This window comes from Paenirhodobacter sp. CAU 1674 (assembly GCF_029222945.1).
Classification (GTDB): Bacteria; Pseudomonadota; Alphaproteobacteria; order Rhodobacterales; family Rhodobacteraceae; genus Rhodobacter.
Window position 1 is genome coordinate 398,523 of the sequence record NZ_JARHUH010000001.1, and the last position, 20,882, is coordinate 419,404.

The following is a 20,882-nucleotide window of genomic DNA, read 5'->3' on the forward strand; positions in this document are numbered from 1 at the left end:
CAAAACCACGCCCCAAGCCCCCCGGGCCCGGAAATCCGCGTCCTGATTTTCGGATAGTTGCAGCAAAAACCGCAACCGGCGCAACAAATCGAAAGGAAAATCCCCGACATGCGACATAATATTCACAGATTTGCCGTTGACGCCCTACGCCCGCCCCCATAATGTCCGCTGCAACGCAACAGAAAGGACAGACAATGGGGTCGTTCCTTGTAGTCGTAGGGAAGATGCGCATGGGCCGGTGACGGTTTGACCATGAAGGTTCCCATGCGCCCTCGCCAGAAATGCGGGGGCTTTTTGTTGCGAAACTGGATGATGCGGGCACAGTCCCGAGGCGATGGAGTAAGGTGATGTCACGGCAGATGACCGGCGCGGAAATGGTGGTGCAGGCGCTCAAGGATCAGGGGGTCGATACGATCTTCGGGTATCCGGGCGGCGCGGTTCTGCCGATCTATGATGCGATCTTCCAGCAAAACGATATCCGTCACATTCTGGTGCGCCACGAACAGGCCGCCGTGCATATGGCCGAGGGCTATGCCCGGTCGACCGGCAAACCGGGCTGCGTGCTGGTGACCTCGGGGCCGGGCGCCACCAATGCGGTGACCGGGCTGACCGACGCGCTGCTGGACAGCATTCCGCTGGTGGTCTTCTCGGGCCAGGTGCCGACCTTCATGATCGGCACCGACGGCTTCCAGGAGGCCGACACCGTGGGCATCACCCGTCCCTGCACGAAACACAACTGGCTGGTGAAGGACACTGACAAGCTGTCCGAGATCATCCACCAGGGCTTCCATGTCGCCACCTCGGGCCGCCCCGGCCCGGTGCTGATCGACATTCCCAAAGACGTGCAATTCGCCACCGGCACCTATACCGGCCCGAAAACCGCGCGGGTGGATCACTACCAGCCCCGGATGAAGGGCGATATCGAGGCGATCACCAAGCTGGTCGAGCTGATGGAAACCGCCGAACGCCCGGTGTTCTATACCGGCGGCGGCGTCATCAACTCGGGCCCGGCGGCGTGTCAGCTGATGTGCGAACTTGTGGACGCGACCGGCTTTCCGATCACCTCGACGCTGATGGGTCTGGGCGCCTATCCGGCCAGCGGCAAGAACTGGCTGGGCATGCTGGGGATGCACGGGCTCTACGAGGCCAACCTCGCGATGCACGGCTGCGATCTGATGATCAACCTGGGCGCGCGGTTCGACGACCGGATCACCGGGCGCGTGGCCGATTTCAGCCCAAACTCGACCAAGGTGCATGTCGATATCGACGCCTCGTCGATCAACAAGGTGGTGACGGTGAACCTGCCGATCATCGGCGACGTGGGGCATGTGCTGGAAGACGTGCTCAAGATCTGGAAATCGCGCGGCCGCAAGGTGAACAAGGCCGGGCTGGCGCAGTGGTGGGCGCAGATCGCCGAATGGAAGGCCGTCAACTGCCTTGCCTATGACAATTCCGGCAGCACCATCAAACCGCAATACGCGTTGCAGCGGCTGCAGGCCCTGACCAAGGATCGCGACCGCTACATCACCACCGAGGTAGGCCAGCACCAGATGTGGGCCGCACAGTTCCTGGGCTTCGAGGCCCCCAACCGCTGGATGACTTCGGGCGGGCTTGGCACGATGGGCTACGGCTTCCCGGCCTCGATCGGGGTGCAGATCGCGCACCCGGAGGCGTTGGTGATCAACGTCGCAGGCGAGGCCAGTTGGCTGATGAACATGCAGGAAATGGGCACAGCCACCCAGTTCCGCGCGCCGGTCAAGCAGTTCATCCTGAACAACGAACGTCTGGGCATGGTGCGCCAGTGGCAGCAACTGCTGCATGGCGAACGCTATTCGCACAGCTGGAGCGAAAGCCTGCCCGATTTCGTGAAACTGGCGGAAAGCTTCGGCTGGAAGGGCATCCGCTGTTCGGACCCGGCCGAGCTGGACGCCAAGATCGTCGAGATGCTGGAATACGATGGCCCGGTGCTGTTCGATTGCCTGGTGGAAAAGCACGAGAACTGCTTCCCGATGATCCCCTCGGGCAAGCCGCATAACGAAATGCTGCTGGCCGCCGATGCCGAGGCCTTCGCCTCGGGCGCAACGCTGGTGTGAGGCGGGCGCCGGGGGCCTCCCCCGGCCCCCCTGCAGGATATTTGGACCAAGTCGAAAGACGAACGCGATAAAGGAGAGAGGCAATGGCCGCTCTGAACATCAAAAAGGGCTCGACCAGCCATTCGGCCTATGACCTGCGCGATTTCCATTCCGATGTGGAAAGCTCGCATACGCTGGCAGTGCTGGTCGACAACGAAGCGGGCGTGCTGGCGCGTGTGATCGGGCTGTTTTCGGGCCGCGGTTACAACATCGACAGCCTGACCGTGGCCGAGGTCGACCACAAGGGCCACCGCTCGCGCATCACCATCGTGACGCGCGGCACGATGGCGGTGATCGACCAGATCAAGGCACAGCTGGGCCGGATCGTGCCGGTGCATGAGGTTCACGACCTGACGCTGGAAGGCCAGTCGGTCGAACGCGAACTGGCGCTGTTCAAGGTGGCCGCCACCGGAGAAAAGCGCGTGGAATCGCTGCGTCTGGCCGATATCTTCCGCGCCAATGTGGTGGACAGCACGCTGGAAAGCTTCGTGTTCGAAATCACCGGCACGCCGGAAAAGATCGACGCCTTTGCCGAACTGATGCGCCCGCTTGGGCTTGTCGATGTGGCGCGCACCGGGGTGGCGGCCCTGGCGCGCGGGGTCTGAGGCCCGCGCCGTAACGCCCCGCTCCCCCGGCCGCATCTGCCGGGGGATATATCCGCGCTGTTTCGGCAGTGCCGCGCGCAGAACGCCGCGTCGACTGCGCCTTTACTTCAGCAACAAGGGCGCGGAAAACCAGTCACGCAGGGCATGGGTGACCTTTTCCGGTTGCTCCAGCGGGCTCAGATGGCCCGCGCTCAGGATCAGACGAAATTCGGCATGCGGCATCAGTTCGGCCAGAAACTGATGCCGGCGCGGCGGACAGATCGTGTCGTATTCGCCGCAGATCAGCATGGCCCGGACCTTGGTGTTGCGCAGCGCGCGCTGCTGATCGGGGCGGCGCATCAGCGCGCGGCTTTGCCGGGTGAACACCTCGGGTCCGAGGCTTTCGGCCATTTCCAGCACCATCGCCTGCACCTCGCGCTGCCCCGGCCCGGGGGCAAGCGCAGAGGCCGGGATCTCGTCAAGCATCACCTCGTCAAGCCGCCCGGTGCGCGCGCCCACAATTCTGGTTTCCCGCGCGGCCGCCTGTTGCGGGCTTTCCGGCAGCGGCGAGACGTCGACCAGCGCGATCTGGGAAATCCGTTCCGGCGCGCGTCGCAGCATTTCCATCGCCACCAGCCCGCCCAGCCAATGCCCGACCAGGGCAAAGCGCGCGGGGGCAGCCGCCAGCACGGCCTCGGCCATCTCTTCGATGGTATCGCCCAGCAGTGGTATCACCATCACCGGGCGCTCGACCGAAAAGGCCAGGATCTGGTGCCAGAACAGCCGGGCGTCGCACATGAAGCCGGGCAGAAACAGCAGGGGTTCGGAAATCATCGCTCATCCTCTGGCGGCGCTCGAGCGCTCTTGGCCCCACTGTGCCGCAAGCCCGCCCGGGTCGCAAACCCGAAGTTCCCGTTCAGCCGATCCTTGCCAAAACCTCGGCCACGGCGCTTTCGATCAGGGCCAGATCGTCCGGCTCGGAAAAGCGGTGATCGGCGCCCTTGACCAGCGTCAGGCGCATGTCGGGTCCGGTAGCGTGGTCCAGCAGCCGCAGCGCGGTTTCGACCGATACCGCCGTATCGGCCGTGCCCTGCAGGAAACGCACCGGGAAGGGCAGATCCAGCGGGCTGCGCAGAACCAGCCGATTGCGGCCCTCGTTGATCAGGCGCCGGGTGATCCGGTAGGGATCTCCATAGTCCGAGGGCACGTCGATATGGCCCACCTGCTCCAGCTCGCGGCGCTGATCCTTGTCGAAACTGGCCCAATAGCCATCTTCGGTGAAATCGGGCGCCGCCGCGATGGTCACCAGACCAGCCAGCTTTTCCGGGTGATGACGCGCGATCAGCAGCGCGATCCAGCCGCCCATGCTGGAGCCCACCAGAACCTGCGGCCCCTCGGTCAGCGCCAGGATCGCATCGCGCGCATCCTCGAACCAGTCACCGATCGCGCCCTCTTCAAACACCCCGTCCGAGGCGCCGTGGCCGGAATAATCCAGCCGCAGGAAGGCCCGCCCCTGCGCCCGTGCCCAGGCTTCGAGGGCAACCGCCTTCGTCCCCTCCATGTCGGATTTGAACCCGTGCAGAAACACGATCCCCGGCCCCGCGCCCGCCGTCGGGACATAAGCGATGCGGCGGCCTTCGGGGGTGGTGATGAAATCGGTCATGGGCATCTCCTGCGTTTGCGCCCGAGCCTAACCGCCCCGCGCCCCGGCCTCAACCCGCGCGCCAACCTCTTCCGGCGCAGGGGGCGCTGCCCCCGGCCTACGGCCTCCCCCGGGATATTTGGACCAGAAAGAATGAAAGATCGTCTCCTGTCTTCTTTCTGGCCTAAATATCCCGGGGGTGAATGCCGCAGGCAGAGGGGGCAGCGCCCCCTGCGACCTCTGCAAGCAGCGCCCCCCGTTGACTTGGCCCCGGCGCCGCGCCATACCGCGTGCATCATAACCCGCAACCGGGCGTTCCGTGGGCGCCAAACTGACGAGGAGGACGACATGTCCCAGATCACCCTCACCTTCCCCGATGGCAATCAGCGCAGCTATGACGCCGGCGTGACCCCTGCACAGGTGGCCGAAGGCATTTCCAAGTCGCTGGCCAAGGCCGCGATTTCGGCGCAGATCGACGGCAAGCACTGGGATCTGCAATGGCCGATCACGCGCGATGCCAAGATCTCGCTCAACACGCTGAAGGATGACGGCCCGGCGCTGGAACTGATCCGGCACGATCTGGCGCATATCATGGCGCGCGCCGTGCAGGAAATCTGGCCCGACGTGAAGGTCACCATCGGCCCGGTCCGCGATCACGGCTGGTTTTACGATTTCGACCGCGCCGAGCCCTTCACCCCCGAGGATCTGGGCCAGATCGAAGCGAAGATGAAGCAGATCATCAACGCCCGCGAGCCGGTGCGCACCGAGGTCTGGGACCGGGTGCGTGCGGTCGAGCATTACATGGCCCAGAACGAGCCCTACAAGATCGAACTGATCGAGCGCATCCCCGAAGGTGAAGACCTGCGGATGTATTGGCACGGGCATTGGCAGGATCTGTGCCGCGGCCCGCACCTGCAGCACACCGGCCAGGTGCCGGCCGATGCGTTCAAGCTGACCCATGTCGCCGGCGCCTACTGGCTGGGCGACAGCACGCGGCCGATGCTGCAGCGGATCTACGGCGTGGCCTTCAAGAACCGCGATGATCTGAAGGCCCATCTGACAATGCTGGAAGAGGCCGCCAAACGCGACCACCGCAAGCTTGGCCGCGAGATGGACCTGTTCCACATGCAAGAAGAGGCCCCCGGCCAGGTGTTCTGGCATCCGAACGGCTGGACCATCTATACCCTGCTGCAAGATTACATGCGCCGCCGCCAGCGCGTCGACGGCTATGTCGAGGTGAACACGCCGCAGGTGGTGAACCGCAAGCTTTGGGAAGCATCGGGGCATTGGGAAAGCTATCAGGAAAACATGTTCATCGTTGAAGTCGACGAAGATCATGCTCGCGAAAAGACGCTCAATGCGCTCAAGCCGATGAACTGCCCCTGCCATGTGCAGATCTTCAACGTCGGGCTGAAAAGCTATCGCGACCTGCCGCTGCGGATCGCGGAATTCGGGTCGTGCAACCGCTATGAACCCTCGGGCGCGCTGCATGGCATCATGCGGGTGCGCGGCTTCACGCAGGACGACGCGCATATCTTCTGCACCGACGAGCAGATCGAAAGCGAAACGAAGAAATTCATCGAATTCCTGTCTTCGGTCTATGCCGATCTGGGATTCACCGACTGGCGCATCAAGCTGTCGACCCGCCCCGACAAGCGCATCGGCACCGAGGAAAGCTGGGATCAGGCCGAGGCGGCGCTTGGCAATGCCTGCAACCACGCGGGCTATGATTACGAGTTGCAGCCGGGCGAAGGCGCCTTCTACGGGCCCAAGCTGGAATTCGTGCTGACCGATGCGATCGGGCGCGACTGGCAATGCGGCACGCTGCAGGTCGACCCGAACCTGCCCGAGCGGCTGGACGCCAGCTATATCGGGCAGGATGGCGCGAAACACCGCCCCGTGATGCTGCACCGCGCCGTGCTGGGCAGTTTCGAGCGGTTCATCGGCATCCTGATCGAAAGCCACGCCGGCAAGTTGCCGCTGTGGCTGGCGCCGCGGCAGGTGGTGGTGGCCTCGATCGTCTCGGACGCCGACGATTACGTCGAAGAGGTGACCGCAGCACTGATCATGGCGGGCATCCGCGCCGAGGCCGACACGCGCAACGAGAAGATCAACTACAAGGTGCGCGAACACAGCCTGGGCAAGGTTCCCTACATCTTTGCCATCGGCATGAAAGAGGTCGAGGATCGCACGGTATCCGTCCGCCGTCTGGGCGAGAACCGCACCGAGACGGTCTCGCTCGATACGATTCTGGCCGAGTTGAAGGCCGAAGGCACGCCGCCCGATCTGCGCTGACCTGCCGTCGGCTGCACGCCTGCGGGAAATTTGGGCACACGGCCAAAAAAAAGGGGAGGTTTTCGCCTCCCCTTTTCGTGTTTTCTTTTGTCATTGATTTTTTGCACGGTTCGGGCATGCTTTTCATCGCGTGACTGCAGACTTTCCTACCGCTCCCTTGCACGGGGCAGCCGGAAGACCCGAAAGACCTGGCTGCACGGCCCGAGGCAATGGCGCCCCGGGAGAATTGAAAAGGAGAGACGGGATGGCCACCGGCACCGTTAAATGGTTCAACACCACCAAGGGCTATGGCTTCATTGCCCCCGATGATGGCGGCAAAGATGTGTTCGTGCACATCTCGGCGGTCGAGCGCGCAGGCCTGAAAGGCCTGAATGACAACCAGAAAATCGCCTACGAGCTGCAGTCGGGCCGCGATGGCCGCGCTTCGGCCTCGGATCTGAAACTGCTCTGATCCGGCAGGATTTCGGGGATCACCCCCCTTTCGGCCCGCCCTGCGCGGGCCGTTTTCGTTTTGCGCGCGGCGGTTGCGTCGTGGATACCCGCAGCGCGCCGCTTGGAGCGGCATGCCCTCGCATGGCGCGGGGGAATCGCCCCCCGGCGCTTACAGCCCCTGCGCGGCCTGCGCGGCCTTGTCCCAGCCCAGCGTCAGCTCCACTCCGCGGATCACCGGGCGCTTCATCAGCGTCGGATGCGCCGCCAGCAATTCGGGCACCGGAGCGGCCCGCTCGGCCTCGCTCAGCCCGCGCCAGGTGGTCGAGGCGCGGTTGATCAGCCTGTCACCGAAAGCCGCCTGAAATTCGGCAATCTCCGCGGCGCTCAGCGGTTCGGCCCGCACATCGCGCAGCACCGGCGCATGGCCTGCCGCCTCCAGCGCGCGCAGTGCCTTTTTCACCGTATCGCAGGTCTTGATGCCATAGACGATCATGATGCTCCCCTCAGCCCTGTTCCGTCAGCTGGCCTGCATCAAGCCGCACAATGCGATCCATTTTCGCAGCCAGTTCAAGGTTATGCGTGGCAATCAGCGCCGACATCCCGGTGTCGCGCACCAGATCCATCAACACCCCGAAAACCTGATCCGAGGTTGTCGGATCAAGGTTGCCGGTCGGTTCGTCCGCCAACAGCAGCTTGGGCGCATTGGCCAGCGCCCGGCAGAAAGCCACGCGCTGCTGCTCGCCGCCCGACAGCGCCGAAGGGCGATGATCCATCCGCCCGCCCAGACCGACCTTGCCCAGCAATTCCTGCGCACGGGCGCGGGCCGCGCTGCGCGAAACGCGATTGGCCAGTTGCGGCAGCACGATATTTTCCTCGGCGGTGAACTCGGGCAGCAGGTGGTGGAACTGATAGACAAACCCCAGATCGGCGCGGCGTGCTTCGGTGCGGCTCCGGTCCGAGGCCCCGCTCAGATCCTGCCCGTTCAGCACCACACGCCCGGAATCCGGCGTATCGAGCAGCCCGGCGATGTGCAGAAGCGTCGACTTCCCTGCGCCCGACGGGGCAACCAGGGCGACGACCTGCCCGCGCGGGATTGACAAATTCACACCACGCAGCACCGAAATCTCGCCGGGCTTGCCACGATTATAGCACTTTTCCAACATTTCCAGCGTCAGCACATCACTCATAACGCAGCGCCTCCACCGGGTTCAGGCGCGCGGCCCTGCGCGCCGGGAAAATCGTCACCACGAAGGCCAGCCCCAGCGACAACCCGACCGCCTTGAGCACATCGTTCATCTGCAATTTCGCGGGCAGCGCATAGATGCCCCGGATCGACGGGTCCCAGACCCCGCCCCCGTTGAGCCAGTTCACGAAGCTCATCACCTGGTCGATATAGACGGCGAACAGGCAGCCCAAAGCCACGCCAAGCGCCGTGCCGATCACCCCGGTGAAGGCCCCGCACAGGAAAAACACCCGCAGCACAGAGCCTTCGGTCAGGCCCATCGTGCGCAAGATGCCGATGTCGCGGCCCTTGTTCTTGACCAGCATGATCAGCCCCGAGGTGATGTTCATTGCCGCGATCAGCACCAGCACCGACAGGATCACGAACATCACGTTGTCTTCGATATCCAGCGCGCGCAGGAAACTGCCCGAAGCGTCGCGCCAGCTCCACAGCATGGTGCCCGCGCCGCCTGCCGCCATCAACGCCGGCGTCCAGTCATCGACCTTTTCAGGGTCGGTCACATCGACCTCGATCTCGTCGGCCCCGCCCTCGCGGTTGAAATAGCTCTGCGCCTCGGCGAAGGGCATGTAGATCCGCGTGCGGTCAATGTCCCAGCGCCCGGCGGTGAAGATATAGACGACGGTATAAACGCTGACCCTAGGGCTGGTGCCAAAGGCCGTCTTGGCGCCATTGGGCGAGATCAGCTTGACCTTGTCACCCAGGCCCACCCCCAATTCCCGCGCCAGACCCGAGCCCATCGCGATGCCGGTTTCGAACTGCGCCAGATCGCCCAGCGATGTGGCGGGGTTCGCGACGCGCGGAATCGTTGCCAGATCGGGCGCGGCGATGCCATAGACCTCGGCCACGTTGGAGCGTTCGCCGAAGGTCGTCATGACCTGGCCCCGCACCAGCGGCGCGGCGCGGGTCACGCCCTCGACCGCACGCAACCGCGTCGCGCGCGCGTCATAGTCGCGCATCAGGTTGGAATAGACACCCGAGCCTTCGACCTCCTCCATCGGCGCCGAATAGACGGTGACATGGGCGTTGGAGCCCAGAATCGTATCGACGAATTCGGCCCGGAACCCCGCGCGCACGGCCAGTGTGATGATCAGCGCGGCCACGCCCAGCATGATGCCGACCAGGCTGATCCAGGTCATCACACTGACGCCGCCTTCACTGCGGCGGGCGCGCAGATAACGCCAGGCGATCAGAAATTCGAACGGGGAAAACGGGGGGGTGCGACGGACCATGAACTCTATCCCAAGGGCTGCGGCACGCTGGCCCGGGCGGGCCCAAAGGTCAAGCCCAAGTGGCTTCACGGATGCGTTGCACCCCGGGCGCCTGCGGCGTGTTTTTCCGCTCAGCGGTCCCGAAGCAGCGGCTCATAACGCTTGTCGGTCAGGGTTTCCAGAAAGGCCACGATCGCGTCGATACGTTTGTCGTCCAGCGCAGGGCCGGTTTCCAGCTCGGTCAAGGAAATGTTTTCGGGAACCTCGGGGGGGCCGAAGGGCTGGCCGGTTTCGGGGTTGATCTGCCGTTCCGGCCGCCGAGAGTTGTATTTGTTATAGAACAGGACGACCGTGCGCAGGTCCGCGAACACACCGTTATGCATGTAAGGCCCTGTCACAGCGACATTTCGGAGGGTCGGCACCTTGAACTTGCCGGCCTGCGCAGGATCGGAAATGTTCGGATTATCCAACAGGCCACGGTCGACATGATCGGCGGAAACACCATTCACGGCACGGGCCTGCACATTCGCAGGCGTGCCGATATTGTGGTATTCATAGTTCGAAAAGGTCTCTTCTTCCTCCAGCGGGCCGCGGTTCAACTGGTGGCAGATGTTGCAATTCGTAAACTGGTTCGAGAAGAACAGCAGACGCCCCAATTCCTCTTCATCGCTGAGCTTTTCCTCGCCACGCAGGAAGCGGTCGTATTTGGAATCGAAGGGCGCGAAACTGTCCGTGGCTTCGAAGGCCGCGATCGCCTCGGCCATCGCATCATAGGCGGCCAGCGGATCGGTGGCGGTTTGCGGGCCTTTCAACGCCGTCATGGTTGCCAGATAACGCGGGTTGTCCCACAGCCGTGCCGCCACGGCGGCCTCGTCCGGCATGCCCATCTCGATCGGGTTCAGCGGCGGCCCCTTGGCCTGATCGGCCAGCGTCGCGGCGCGCCCGTCATGAAACTGCCCGCCTTTCCATTTGCCCATATCGGTGCGGTGGAAGGCGGGAGAGAAGCGCGCATAGGCGGCGGTGGGCGCATTGCGGTCACCCAGGCTGACACCGTCGTCACCGATCGACACCGCGCGCCCGGCCTGTGTTTCGCGCGGATCGGTGAAGGCCAGATCCGGGGAATGGCAGCTGGCACAGCTTTCGGTGCGATTGGCCGACAGGTCGGTGTCGAAAAACAGCGCCTCCCCCCAGCTTTCGAGGCTGTCATAAGGGGCCACCGGCGCCTGCGCGAGGCCCGCCGCCGACAGTGCCAGCACGGCCACGCCCGCCGTGATCCAGATCGGTCTCATCGCTTTCTCCTCGGTCATCGTGACCGGAAATTACCGGCCAAGGCGCCCGCTATTCCTTGAGGAAAGTCAATAGCCGAGTGTTTTAGTCAAGTCCAGAGCGCCCGTCACGCCGGGCGTCGCCGGAACGGACGCAGGAACATGCCCAGCAGCAGCGATGCCAGCACCCAGGCCCCGGCAAAGCCGATCCCTGCAGCGATGAAACCGGTGGGCGTAACGGGCACCGCGGGACGGAAGTCCGCCCAGGTCGCCTGCAGCGTTTCCTGATCGCGGAACCGATGCGGCAAGGCCAGACGTTCCAGCGGGCCCGCGGCGCGCAGCAGCGTGTAATCCGCCTGCACCCGCTCGGCCCGGGCGATCAGGGCGCGCATATCGCCCTGATGCGTATTCAGGAAGGTCGAGCCCGACAGCTCGGCCAGCGCCTGATCGCGGCTCACACCGGCCCGGGCCGCTGACGCGTCGAATTCCGCAACCACCCGGCCCAGCGCCTCGGCCTGACCGCCCAGACGTTGCAGGTATTGCTGCGAAAACTCGGGGCCCTGCGACAGCGTCACCGCCCCCGCCAGGCCGCCCAGAAAGGCCAGCGTGCTGCGCATCAGATGCCGTCGTAGATCTGCACGATCCGCGCCACGGCGGCGGCGGCCGACATCTCTTCGCTTTCGCCGGTGCGGCGCGAGGTCAGCTCGACCAGATTATTGGCCAGGCCGCGCGGCCCCACCGTGATGCGCCAGGGCAGGCCGATCAGGTCCATCGTCGCAAATTTGGCACCTGCGCGGTCTTCGCGGTCGTCATACAGCGGATCGAGCCCGTGATCGCGCAGCGCCTTGTAAAGCGCCTCGCAGGCCGCGTCGGTGCCGGTATCGCCCTGTTTGAGGTTGACGATGCCGCAATGGAACGGGGTCACGCCCTCGGGCCAAATGATGCCCTTGTCGTCGTGATTGGCCTCGATCAGCGCGCCCAGAAGGCGCGACACGCCGATGCCATGGCTGCCCATCTCGACCGGCACGCGGCTGCCGTCGGGGGTGACGACCGTCGCCCCCATCGCCTCGGAATATTTGGTGCCGAAATAGAAGATCTGCCCCACTTCGATGCCGCGGCCCACCTTGCGGTGTTCTTCGGGCACCTGGGCATAGACGGCCTCGTCATGGGTTTCGTCGGTGCGGGCGTAAAGCGTGGTGAATTCCTCGCAGATCGCGGCGACTTCCTCGCGGTTGTCGTAATCGACGGCGCGATCGCCCAGTTTCAGCGCGGGCACGCGGGCGTCATAGAACACCTCGGATTCGCCGGTGTCGGCCAGCACCAGGAATTCATGCGTATTGTCGCCCCCGATCGGGCCCGAGGCAGCACGCATCGGAATCGCCGTCAGGCCCATGCGTTCATAGGTGCGCAGATAGCTGACCATGTGGCGGTTATAGGCATGCAGCGCATCCTCGCGCGTCAGATCGAAGGTATAACCGTCCTTCATCAGGAACTCGCGCCCCCGCATCACGCCGAAGCGCGGGCGCACCTCGTCGCGGAACTTCCACTGGATGTGATACAGCGTCAGCGGCAGTTCCTTGTAGCTGTTCACATGGCTGCGGAAGATGTCGGTGATCATCTCTTCGTTGGTCGGACCATAGAGCATCTCGCGCTCGTGCCGGTCCTTGATGCGCAGCATTTCCTGACCGTAATCGTCATACCGCCCCGATTCCCGCCACAGATCGGCGGGCTGCAGCGTCGGCATCAACAGCGGAATGTGGCCCGCGCGGATCTGTTCTTCGTGCACGATCTGCTCGATCCGTTTGAGCACCTTGAAGCCCATCGGCAGCCAGGAATAGATCCCCGCCGCCTGCTGCTTGATCATGCCCGCGCGCAGCATCAGCCGGTGACTGACGATCTGCGCCTCGGCGGGGTTTTCTTTCAGAACGGGCAGGAAGTAGCGGGAAAGGCGCATATCGGACCTGTGGCAAGGGTTTCGTTGGGAAATGGGGTAGAGGAAAGCGCCGCGCGGGGCAAGATGGGCTTGCGGGGTCAACGCACCAAGGCCACGGCACCTGGGGCGCGGCATCGGCAGAACGACATGCGCCCTTTGGCACCGACACGCAGGTCCGGCAGCACAAGAAGGAAAGGACCGCGACAGCCGCGCATTCGCGTGCCCTCTCGGGGTGCGCATCCCCCACCCCTTGAATTCCGGTCCCAAAACCGCAATCTAGCCTGAGTATGTGTAACAGGCCCAACGCTTTGCAAGGGGAACGTCATGGCTTTACCGGTGCGCCAGCAGGTCACCTATTGGGGCGTTGCGGCGGTGGGGCTCGCGGCGGTGTTGTGGGGTCTGGGCGATGTGATCCTGCCCTTTCTCGTGGGGGGGGCGATCGCCTATTTCATGGACCCCGTCGCCGACCGGCTGGAGCGGATGGGGCTGAGCCGGGTCTCTGCCACCGCGACCATTGCGCTGATCGCAACGCTGGGCTTCGTGGTGATCGGGCTGGCGGTGCTGCCGATGATGATCCGCCAGCTCAGCCAACTGGTCGCCACCGCCCCCGAAATCGCACAACGACTGCAAAGCTTCCTGACCACCACCTTCCCCTCGCTGATGGAGCCCGGCTCGGTCATCAACGAAACACTGGCCGCGGCAGGCGAGGCGGTGAAGGCGCGCGGCGGCGAGCTGGCCTCGACGCTGCTGAGTTCGGCCATGGGGGTGGTGAATTTCGTGGTCTTCATCGTCGTGGTGCCGGTGGTGGCCTTTTACATGCTGCTCGACTGGGACCGGATGGTCGCCAAGATCGACAGCTGGCTGCCGCGTGACCATGTCGACACCGTCCGCCATCTGGCGCGCAGTATCGACCGGGTGCTGTCGGGTTTCGTGCGGGGGCAGGTTTCGGTCTGCCTCATTCTGGGCACCTTCTACTCGATCGCGCTGATGCTGGCGGGGCTGAACTTCGGCCTGATCGCCGGGGCGATTGCGGGCGGGCTGACCTTCATTCCCTATGTCGGCGCGCTGGTTGGCGGGGTGCTGGCGATCGGACTGGCGCTGTTCCAGTTCTGGGGCGACTGGGTGTCGATCGGGATCGTCGCCGCGATCTTCGCCGCCGGGCAATTCCTGGAAGGCAATATCATCACACCGAAGCTGGTGGGCAGTTCGGTCGGGCTGCATCCGCTGTGGCTGATCTTCGCGCTGTCGGCCTTCGGCACGCTGTTTGGCTTCGTCGGCATGCTGGTGGCTGTGCCGGTTGCGGCGGTGATCGGCGTGCTGACGCGCTTTGCGCTGGACCACTATCTTGCGGGGCGGCTTTACAAAGGCCTGGAAGGGCTGCAAGAGACGCCCCCCGCCCAATCGGGTGCGCACGATGAGGACACCGTCTGACGTGAGCCAGCAACTGCCCCTGCCCCTGCCCCTGCGCCAATCGCAGGGACGCGACGATTTCTTTGTCGCGCCCGCCAATGCGCTGGCGCTGGCAACGCTGGATGCGCCCGAAAGCTGGCCCTCGGGGCGGATGTTGCTGATCGGTCCCGAAGGCGCGGGCAAATCGCATCTGGCGCAGATCTGGGCTGACGCGCGCCACGCCCCGGTGGTTCGCGCCGACGATCTGACGACCGAGGCCGCGCCGCAGCTGGTGCAGGCACGCGCGGTGGTGGTCGAAGACGCCGCCGATGTGGCCGCCGATCCCGCCACGCAGACCGCGCTGTTTCACCTGCACAACCTGCTGCAGGCCGAGCGGGGGTTGTTGCTGCTGACCGCCGCCACGCCGCCGCGCGACTGGGGGCTGACGCTGCCTGATCTGCGCAGCCGGATGGAGGCCACGGCCAATGTCCGCATCAGCCCGCCCGATGACGCGCTGCTGGCCGCCGTGCTGATAAAACTGTTTTCGGACCGGCAGTTGACGGTGCCCCCCGCGCTGATCCCCTGGCTGGTCAGCCATATGGACCGCAGCCTGGCCACGGCCCGCCGGCTGGTTGCGGCGCTGGATGCGCGTGCGCTGGCCGAAGGGCGCGCAATCACCCGTCCGCTGGCAGCCGAGGTTCTGGACAGTCTGGATTGAGGGGCGCAGAATGCGCCCCAGCGCCCTTACAAAAACTGTCACAGCGCCATTACAAAAGACGAGCATAAGCGCACCATGACCCAGGCTGATTTTCTGAAAACCCCGTTCCCCGCGCCCGTCGAACTCCCCGCCGAGGTGATTTCCGGGCCCGCCCGTTTTTTCAACCGCGAGCTGTCGTGGCTGGCGTTCAACTGGCGTGTGCTGGAAGAGGCCACCAACCCGCGCGTGCCGCTGCTGGAACGGCTGCGGTTCCTGTCGATTTCAGCCACCAACCTGGATGAATTCTATACCGTGCGGGTCGCGGGCCTGCGCGAGCTGGTGCGCGAAGGCAATGCCACGCCCTCGGATGACGGGCTGTCCGCGGCCGAGCAGCTGGTGCTGATCAATGCCGATGCGCGGCGTCTGATGGAAACCCAGCAGACCACCTGGAACAAGCTGAAACGCGAAATGGAAGCCGAGGGCATCCATCTGCTGACCCGCTCCAAACTGACCGCGCGCGATCAGGAATTCCTGGCCGAACACTTCCTGAGCAAGGTTTTCCCGGTGCTGTCGCCGCTGGCGATCGACCCGGCGCACCCCTTCCCCTTCATCCCCAACACCGGCTTCTGTCTGGCGCTGGAACTGGAACGCGAAACTGACAAGCGCCGCTTGCAGGCCCTGCTGCCGATCCCGCAGCAGATCGACCGCTTCGTGCGCCTGCCCGGCGAGGCGCGCTTCCTGCCGCTGGAAGAATTGCTGCTGCTGCATCTGGGCATGCTGTTTCCGGGCTATCGCGACACCGGCCACTGCGCCTTCCGGGTGTTGCGCGACAGCGACCTCGAGGTCGAGGACGAGGCCGAGGATCTGGTGCGCGAGTTCGAGACCGCGCTGAAACGCCGCCGCCGGGGCCAGGTGATCCGTATGAAGATCACCACCGGCGCGCCCGAGGCATTGCGTGCGCTAATCATGGACGAATTGCATGTCGACCCTAGCGAAGTGGTTGAAATGCGCGGCCTTCTGGGCATCGCAGACCTGAAGGAACTGGTGCTGTCCTCGCGCCCCGATCTGTTGTGGCCCGCCTTCGTGCCCCGCGTGCCCGAACGTGTGCAGGACCATGACGGCGACATGTTCGCGGCGATCCGGCAAAAGGACATGCTGCTGCATCACCCCTATGAAACCTTCGACATGGTGATCCGTTTCCTCAATCAGGCGGCGGCGGACCCGAATGTTCTGGCGATCAAGCAGACGCTGTATCGCACTTCGAAGGACAGCCCGATCGTCGATGCCCTGTGCGAGGCGGCGGAGTCTGGCAAATCGGTCACCGCGCTGGTCGAACTCAAGGCACGCTTCGACGAGGCCGCCAACATCCGCCAGTCGCGGCGGCTCGAACGGGCGGGCGCGCATGTGGTCTACGGCTTCATCAACTACAAGACCCACGCCAAGATCAGCACCGTGGTGCGGCGCGAGGGCGACAATCTGGTGACCTATACCCATTACGGCACCGGCAACTACCACCCGATCACCGCGCGGATCTATACCGATCTCAGCTTCTTCACCTGCGACACCGCGCTGGGGCGCGATGCCACCAAGGTGTTCAATTATCTGTCGGGCTATGTGCAGCCCGAAGGGCTGGAAAACCTGGCGATTTCGCCGATCACGCTGAAACCGCGGCTGCTGGAACTGATCGCCGCCGAGGCCGAGCACGCCCGCGCCGGACGCCCGGCCGAGATCTGGGCCAAGATGAACAGCCTGATCGAACCCGAGGTGATCGACGCGCTTTATGCCGCCTCGAACGCAGGGGTGAAGATCAGCCTGGTGGTGCGCGGCATCTGCGGGGTGCGCCCCGGCATCAAGGGGTTGTCCGAAAATATCCGCGTGAAATCCATCGTCGGGCGGTTCCTGGAACATTCCCGCATCGTCTGTTTCGGCAATGGCCATGGGCTGCCGTCGAAAAAGGCGCGGGTGTTCTTTTCCTCGGCCGACTGGATGGGCCGCAACCTGAACCGGCGCGTGGAAACCCTGGTCGAGGCGATGAACGACACCGTCAAGGCCCAGATCGTCAGCCAGATCATGGCCGCCAACATGGCCGACGAGGCGCAAAGCTGGATCTTGCAGCCCGATGGCAAGTTCATCCGCTATCTGCCCGAAGGCAAAGACGATTTGTTCAATTGCCACCGCTTCTTCATGGAAAATCCCTCGCTGTCGGGGCGCGGCTCGGCGGGTGCAAAAGACGTGCCGAAGCTTGCCCACAGCATGGACTAGAGAGTAGCTTGGTCACGCCCCCGTGAGTCGGCGGCAAGCCAAGGCAGGACGACAGAATGACCGGAAAGACCGAAGGCCCCACCCTCGCGCAGGCCGATGAATGGGACCCTTTTGGAAAGCCGTTGTTCGATGATCCGGGCGCGCGCGCGCTTTCGCGCGTGGGTGTGGTCGATGTCGGCTCGAACTCGGTGCGGATGGTGGTGTTTGACGGCGCCGCCCGCAGCCCGGCCTATTTCTACAACGAAAAGGTGATGGCGGGGCTGGGTCAGGGGCTGGCCGAAACCGGGCGGCTGAACCCGCGCGGGCGGGAACGGGCCTTCGCCGCACTGCGCCGGTTCGCGCTCTTGGCCAAGGGCATGGGCATCGCGCCGCTGACCTGCGTTGCCACCGCCGCTGTGCGCGATGCCGAGGACGGGCCGGAATTTCAGGCGTTGGTCGAACGCGAAACCGGGCTGCATCTGCATGTGATCGACGGCGCCGAAGAGGCACGTCTGTCGGCGCAGGGCGTGCTTCTGGGCTGGCCCGAGGCCGACGGGCTGATCTGCGACATCGGCGGCAATTCGATGGAACTGGCCGAGGTGCGCCGCGGCCGGGTCTGGCGCCGTGTCACCTCGCAGCTGGGGCCGTTCCGGTTGCAGCAAGTGCACGGCGGCCGCAAGGAATTGATCAGCCATATCAAAGAGGTGGTGACCGATCTGGCGGCACAGATGGGCACCGATTACGAACGGATCTATCTGGTCGGGGGTTCCTGGCGAGCGATTGCACGGCTCGACATGGAGCGGCGCGCCTATCCGCTGCTGGTGCTGCACGAATACCGGATGGAGCCTGAAGGCCTGATCAAGACCCTCGACTGGATCGAGAAGAACGATCTGGCAGACCTGCGCGCGCGGACCGGGATTTCCAACGCGCGCATGGAACTGGTGCCGCTGGCCAGTCTGGTGCTGCGCGAGTTGATCGAAAGCTTCACGCCGAAGGAAATCGACATCTCGTCCTATGGCATCCGCGAAGGGCTGCTTTATGAACAGATGCCCGAACGGCTGCGCCGCCGCGATCCGCTGATCGAGGCCTGCCGCCATGCCGAACGCTCGATGTCGCGGATGCCGGGCTTCGGCAAGAAGCTGCACGCCTTCATCCAACCGATCTGGGGGCAGGTCACGCCGGAAAAATACCGCCTGATGCGCGCCGCCTGCCTGTTGCATGACACCACCTGGCGCACCCATCCCGATTACCGCGCCGAGGCCTGTTTCGATAATGTCACCCGCGCCAACATGGCCGCGCTGAGCCACCCCGAGCGGGTGTTTCTGGGGCTGGCCTTGCTGCATCGCTACAAGAATTCCCGCGCGGGCAGCCGGTTCGAGCCGCTGTTTTCCCTGCTCACCCCCGAACAGATCCAGGAAGCCGAGGTGCTGGGCAAGGCGATGCGCTTTGGCGCGATGTTCGCAATCCACGAACCGCAGGATGCCGGCGCGCTGGATTACAAACCCAAGAAAAACCTTCTTGAATTGCGCCTGACCAAGCGCGGCGCGGGCCTGTTCGGCGAGGTGGCCGAAGCACGCTTTGCCTCGCTTGCCACTGCGCTCAAGGCCGAACCCAAGGTGATCTTGCCCTAAAGCTCGATTTCGCCTTCGGGCGAGGCGGTGCTGCCCGGCACGTCTTCGGGGGGCTTGGGCAGTTCGGGGGGCGGCGGTGCATCTGCACGGCGGCGGATGATCACATCCCCATTGGGCAGCCGCTCGGGCGGTTCGTAATTGCGCACATCATCTACCAGGGCCAGCAACTGCCGCAGCGCGGGGCCCATCTCGCGCGCGGCCTCTTCCAGACCGCCCTGCATGTCGTCAAGCGCCGGGCCCATCTCGTCCAAAAAACCGCGAAACAAGAGCCGCGCGCCCCGCTCCAGCAGGCTGAACCCCTCTTCCATGTCGCCTTGCGGCGTGGACGGAGCCTCCTCGGCCAGCACCGGAGAGGCGGCCAGACAGGCAATCAGGGCAAGGTGACGGATCGGTTGCATACCCCAAAGATAGGCATTCATAGCGAAATATCCACCGTGACAGGGAAATGATCGGACGCCTGCAGCAGCGCCTCGCGCAGCTCGGGGGTGCGATAGCAAACCGGATCGTCGAACGGATGCCAGATCCGCCATTTCGGGCCAGTCGCGCACAGATCGGGCGACAGCATGATGTAATCCAGCATCGCCGAGAAATACTGTTTCTCGTCAGCCAGATAGAACCGCGCCGACGAAGGCTGCGCCGCGGTGCTGTGGTGCCGGTGCGACAGCCGTGCATGGGGGTCGCGCATCCGGCGCTCCGGCGGGCCGCCCTCGCCCGCAACGATTTCCAGCCCTGAACGGCCGAACAGCTGTTCGTATTCGTCCAGCCCCGGACCGTCGTTGAAGTCGCCCAGCACGATCAACCGCTCGCCCGCATCAAGGTGTTCATCCACGCGCTGACGCAGCCAGATGCATTGCGCCAGCTGCTTGCGCCGGTTCTCGATCGCGATCCGGGTTGCCGCCTCGGGGCTGGGGGCGGCATGCGGCGCCTTGGACTTGATATGCACCCCGATCAGGCGCAGGGTTTCGCCCGATTTCGTTTCCAGCGCGACCTCTAATGGCGGTTTGGAAAAGGTCACCGTGTCCAAGGTGGCATCAATATCCAGATCAATCCGCAAGCTTTGGTCGAACCGCGGGCTGGCCCCCTCGCCACCGCGTGGATCATGCGTGGCCGTGATCACATCGGGGTCATACATCAGCGCGATTTCCTGCTGGGTGTCGTTCGAGAACCCGATCAGTGTGCGGCGCTGACGCAACCCGAATTCGGCGGCGAACCCCTCAAGCATCGGCACGGTCTTGCGCCGCGAATTGTTGTCGGGCGCCTCGACCACCAGCACCGCATCGGCATTCACCGCCGTGAACACGATGCCCAACGCGCCCAGTTGCTGTGCGCGCGTCACCTTGTAGCGCGCCGACCATTCGTCATCGGCCAGCAGGCGCCCCCTCCGGTCGAACAGATTGGCGAACCATTCGACATTGTAGGTGGCTATCCGCATCACGCCGCCCGATCGCGGATTTCATCCCAGGCACGGTTCAGTGCGATCAGCCGCGCCTCGGCCAGCCGCACCGCCTCGGGGGGCAGACCGCGGGCAATGGCGCGGTCGGGATGGGCCTCGCGTACCCGGTTCCGCCATACCGCGCGAACCTCGTCCAGCGGCGTGCCCGGAGGAAGTTCCAGCACCGCCCAGGGGTCTGGCGCAGCCTCGGGCACGAAACTGGCCCGGATCGCCCGGAAGCAGCATTCCTCCAACCCGAAAATCCGGGCCACTTCCTGCAGGAAGGCATCCTCGCCCTCGTGGTAATCGCCGTCCGCCACGGCAATCGCGAACAAGCCTTCCAGCAGATCCTTCAGCACCGGCGCACCGGGGCCGAACATCGCCGCGATCTTGCGCGCATAGGCATCGAACCCCGCCACATCGGTGCGTGCCATGTCGAACACACGCGCGGCATTGGCCTCTTCCCCCGGCGGGATCTGGAACACGCGCCGGAAGGCGGCCACCTCGTCGCGCGTCACCCGACCGTCGGCCTTGGCCATCTTCGCCCCTAGGGCAATCACCGCGATGGTGAACGCGACCGAGCGTTCGGGCGGGGTGCGCAGGTGATCGAAAACGGCCGACAGCCCTTCGCCCCGGGTCAGGGCGGCGAGCGCCTGCGAAATGCGCGACCAAAGCGAAAGCGGTTTGTCCATGGTGGCACTCTAGCGCCTCGCCGCAGCTTTTGCACCAGCGCAAGACCGCAGGGGCGGTCAAATTTG

Annotated in this window: 19 protein-coding genes; 8 read left to right on the plus strand and 11 right to left on the minus strand. The window is 64.5% G+C overall.

What is annotated here, in order from left to right:
* The first annotated feature begins 347 nt into the window (after positions 1 to 347).
* Together P2G62_RS01855 and ilvN are read left to right on the plus strand one after the other, a co-directional pair.
* Positions 348 to 2,093: an acetolactate synthase 3 large subunit gene (locus P2G62_RS01855; RefSeq protein ID WP_275733145.1), complete on the plus strand. Its 1,746-nt coding sequence runs from the start codon at positions 348 to 350 to the stop codon at positions 2,091 to 2,093.
* An 83-nt stretch (positions 2,094 to 2,176) separates the two neighbouring features.
* Positions 2,177 to 2,737: an acetolactate synthase small subunit gene (gene ilvN / locus P2G62_RS01860; protein WP_275733146.1), complete on the plus strand. Its 561-nt coding sequence runs from the start codon at positions 2,177 to 2,179 to the stop codon at positions 2,735 to 2,737.
* 102 nt (positions 2,738 to 2,839) lie between these two features.
* Here the strand turns inward: ilvN and P2G62_RS01865 are convergent, their stop codons facing one another.
* Positions 2,840 to 3,550, minus strand: a complete 711-nt coding sequence (locus tag P2G62_RS01865) for an alpha/beta hydrolase (protein WP_275733147.1) — start codon at positions 3,548 to 3,550, stop codon at positions 2,840 to 2,842.
* 82 nt (positions 3,551 to 3,632) lie between these two features.
* A complete protein-coding gene (locus tag P2G62_RS01870) occupies positions 3,633 to 4,379 on the minus strand; it encodes an alpha/beta hydrolase (RefSeq protein WP_275733148.1) in 747 nt (248 codons plus the stop codon).
* A gap of 327 nt (positions 4,380 to 4,706) precedes the next feature.
* Between P2G62_RS01870 and thrS the strand changes: the two genes are divergently transcribed.
* Entirely contained in the window at positions 4,707 to 6,653 is a 1,947-nt protein-coding gene (gene thrS, locus P2G62_RS01875) for a threonine--tRNA ligase (protein ID WP_275733149.1), read from the plus strand.
* Positions 6,654 to 6,897: 244 nt separating this feature from the next.
* Positions 6,898 to 7,104, plus strand: coding sequence for a cold-shock protein (locus tag P2G62_RS01880; protein WP_275733150.1), 207 nt, complete (start codon positions 6,898 to 6,900; stop codon positions 7,102 to 7,104).
* A gap of 150 nt (positions 7,105 to 7,254) precedes the next feature.
* Here the strand turns inward: P2G62_RS01880 and P2G62_RS01885 are convergent, their stop codons facing one another.
* The 6 genes from P2G62_RS01885 to proS all read right to left on the minus strand — a co-directional run bounded on the left by P2G62_RS01885 (position 7,255) and on the right by proS (position 12,755).
* The gene (locus P2G62_RS01885) at positions 7,255 to 7,578 is read right to left on the minus strand and encodes an ArsC/Spx/MgsR family protein (RefSeq protein WP_275733151.1); all 324 of its coding nucleotides are present in this window, start codon (positions 7,576 to 7,578) and stop codon (positions 7,255 to 7,257) included.
* A 10-nt stretch (positions 7,579 to 7,588) separates the two neighbouring features.
* Positions 7,589 to 8,272, minus strand: a complete 684-nt coding sequence (locus P2G62_RS01890) for an ABC transporter ATP-binding protein (RefSeq protein ID WP_275733152.1) — start codon at positions 8,270 to 8,272, stop codon at positions 7,589 to 7,591.
* A complete protein-coding gene (locus tag P2G62_RS01895) occupies positions 8,265 to 9,557 on the minus strand; it encodes a lipoprotein-releasing ABC transporter permease subunit (protein WP_275733153.1) in 1,293 nt (430 codons plus the stop codon). The genes P2G62_RS01890 and P2G62_RS01895 overlap by 8 nt, the downstream gene beginning before the upstream one ends.
* A gap of 110 nt (positions 9,558 to 9,667) precedes the next feature.
* A complete protein-coding gene (locus P2G62_RS01900; protein ID WP_275733154.1) occupies positions 9,668 to 10,825 on the minus strand; it encodes a cytochrome c peroxidase in 1,158 nt (385 codons plus the stop codon).
* 104 nt (positions 10,826 to 10,929) lie between these two features.
* Positions 10,930 to 11,418 (minus strand): DUF2937 family protein, encoded by a 489-nt coding sequence (locus P2G62_RS01905; protein ID WP_275733155.1) that lies wholly within the window; start codon positions 11,416 to 11,418, stop codon positions 10,930 to 10,932.
* The gene (gene proS / locus P2G62_RS01910; RefSeq protein ID WP_275733156.1) at positions 11,418 to 12,755 is read right to left on the minus strand and encodes a proline--tRNA ligase; all 1,338 of its coding nucleotides are present in this window, start codon (positions 12,753 to 12,755) and stop codon (positions 11,418 to 11,420) included. The genes P2G62_RS01905 and proS overlap by 1 nt, the downstream gene beginning before the upstream one ends.
* Positions 12,756 to 13,058: 303 nt before the next feature.
* Between proS and P2G62_RS01915 the strand changes: the two genes are divergently transcribed.
* The 4 genes from P2G62_RS01915 (at position 13,059) to P2G62_RS01930 (ending at position 18,692) form a co-directional block, all read left to right on the plus strand.
* Positions 13,059 to 14,165 (plus strand): AI-2E family transporter, encoded by a 1,107-nt coding sequence (locus P2G62_RS01915; RefSeq protein ID WP_275733157.1) that lies wholly within the window; start codon positions 13,059 to 13,061, stop codon positions 14,163 to 14,165.
* Positions 14,149 to 14,841, plus strand: coding sequence for a DnaA/Hda family protein (locus tag P2G62_RS01920; protein WP_275733158.1), 693 nt, complete (start codon positions 14,149 to 14,151; stop codon positions 14,839 to 14,841). The genes P2G62_RS01915 and P2G62_RS01920 overlap by 17 nt, the downstream gene beginning before the upstream one ends.
* A gap of 75 nt (positions 14,842 to 14,916) precedes the next feature.
* Positions 14,917 to 17,082 (plus strand): RNA degradosome polyphosphate kinase, encoded by a 2,166-nt coding sequence (locus P2G62_RS01925; RefSeq protein ID WP_275733159.1) that lies wholly within the window; start codon positions 14,917 to 14,919, stop codon positions 17,080 to 17,082.
* Positions 17,083 to 17,138: 56 nt separating this feature from the next.
* A complete protein-coding gene (locus P2G62_RS01930; protein ID WP_275733160.1) occupies positions 17,139 to 18,692 on the plus strand; it encodes a Ppx/GppA family phosphatase in 1,554 nt (517 codons plus the stop codon).
* Here P2G62_RS01930 and P2G62_RS01935 read toward each other — a convergent pair.
* Genes P2G62_RS01935 through P2G62_RS01945 form a run of 3 tightly spaced genes read right to left on the minus strand, consistent with a single transcriptional unit; the run spans position 18,689 to position 20,816 of the window.
* Complete coding sequence (locus P2G62_RS01935; RefSeq protein WP_275733161.1) at positions 18,689 to 19,111, minus strand: AAA+ family ATPase; 423 nt, start codon at positions 19,109 to 19,111, stop codon at positions 18,689 to 18,691. The genes P2G62_RS01930 and P2G62_RS01935 overlap by 4 nt on opposite strands.
* Positions 19,108 to 20,124 carry an endonuclease/exonuclease/phosphatase family protein gene (locus P2G62_RS01940; RefSeq protein WP_275733162.1) on the minus strand — a complete coding sequence of 339 codons (1,017 nt, stop codon included), beginning with the start codon at positions 20,122 to 20,124 and terminating at the stop codon, positions 19,108 to 19,110. The genes P2G62_RS01935 and P2G62_RS01940 overlap by 4 nt, the downstream gene beginning before the upstream one ends.
* Positions 20,124 to 20,816 (minus strand): TerB family tellurite resistance protein, encoded by a 693-nt coding sequence (locus tag P2G62_RS01945; protein WP_275733163.1) that lies wholly within the window; start codon positions 20,814 to 20,816, stop codon positions 20,124 to 20,126. The genes P2G62_RS01940 and P2G62_RS01945 overlap by 1 nt, the downstream gene beginning before the upstream one ends.
* Positions 20,817 to 20,882 lie beyond the last annotated feature (66 nt).

What these genes read in the sequence shown, in the direction of transcription:
- P2G62_RS01940 (WP_275733162.1), bottom strand. Translation starts at nt 20,124, where the DNA reads ATGCGGATAGCCACCTACAATGTCGAATGGTTCGCCAATCTGTTCGAC.
- proS (WP_275733156.1), bottom strand. Translation starts at nt 12,755, where the DNA reads ATGCGCCTTTCCCGCTACTTCCTGCCCGTTCTGAAAGAAAACCCCGCC.
- P2G62_RS01935 (WP_275733161.1), bottom strand. Translation starts at nt 19,111, where the DNA reads ATGAATGCCTATCTTTGGGGTATGCAACCGATCCGTCACCTTGCCCTG.
- P2G62_RS01890 (WP_275733152.1), bottom strand. Translation starts at nt 8,272, where the DNA reads ATGAGTGATGTGCTGACGCTGGAAATGTTGGAAAAGTGCTATAATCGT.
- P2G62_RS01905 (WP_275733155.1), bottom strand. Translation starts at nt 11,418, where the DNA reads ATGCGCAGCACGCTGGCCTTTCTGGGCGGCCTGGCGGGGGCGGTGACG.
- P2G62_RS01930 (WP_275733160.1), top strand. Translation starts at nt 17,139, where the DNA reads ATGACCGGAAAGACCGAAGGCCCCACCCTCGCGCAGGCCGATGAATGG.
- ilvN (WP_275733146.1), top strand. Translation starts at nt 2,177, where the DNA reads ATGGCCGCTCTGAACATCAAAAAGGGCTCGACCAGCCATTCGGCCTAT.
- P2G62_RS01880 (WP_275733150.1), top strand. Translation starts at nt 6,898, where the DNA reads ATGGCCACCGGCACCGTTAAATGGTTCAACACCACCAAGGGCTATGGC.
- P2G62_RS01915 (WP_275733157.1), top strand. Translation starts at nt 13,059, where the DNA reads ATGGCTTTACCGGTGCGCCAGCAGGTCACCTATTGGGGCGTTGCGGCG.
- P2G62_RS01885 (WP_275733151.1), bottom strand. Translation starts at nt 7,578, where the DNA reads ATGATCGTCTATGGCATCAAGACCTGCGATACGGTGAAAAAGGCACTG.
- P2G62_RS01870 (WP_275733148.1), bottom strand. Translation starts at nt 4,379, where the DNA reads ATGACCGATTTCATCACCACCCCCGAAGGCCGCCGCATCGCTTATGTC.
- P2G62_RS01945 (WP_275733163.1), bottom strand. Translation starts at nt 20,816, where the DNA reads ATGGACAAACCGCTTTCGCTTTGGTCGCGCATTTCGCAGGCGCTCGCC.
- P2G62_RS01920 (WP_275733158.1), top strand. Translation starts at nt 14,149, where the DNA reads ATGAGGACACCGTCTGACGTGAGCCAGCAACTGCCCCTGCCCCTGCCC.
- thrS (WP_275733149.1), top strand. Translation starts at nt 4,707, where the DNA reads ATGTCCCAGATCACCCTCACCTTCCCCGATGGCAATCAGCGCAGCTAT.
- P2G62_RS01925 (WP_275733159.1), top strand. Translation starts at nt 14,917, where the DNA reads ATGACCCAGGCTGATTTTCTGAAAACCCCGTTCCCCGCGCCCGTCGAA.
- P2G62_RS01855 (WP_275733145.1), top strand. Translation starts at nt 348, where the DNA reads ATGTCACGGCAGATGACCGGCGCGGAAATGGTGGTGCAGGCGCTCAAG.
- P2G62_RS01895 (WP_275733153.1), bottom strand. Translation starts at nt 9,557, where the DNA reads ATGGTCCGTCGCACCCCCCCGTTTTCCCCGTTCGAATTTCTGATCGCC.
- P2G62_RS01900 (WP_275733154.1), bottom strand. Translation starts at nt 10,825, where the DNA reads ATGAGACCGATCTGGATCACGGCGGGCGTGGCCGTGCTGGCACTGTCG.
- P2G62_RS01865 (WP_275733147.1), bottom strand. Translation starts at nt 3,550, where the DNA reads ATGATTTCCGAACCCCTGCTGTTTCTGCCCGGCTTCATGTGCGACGCC.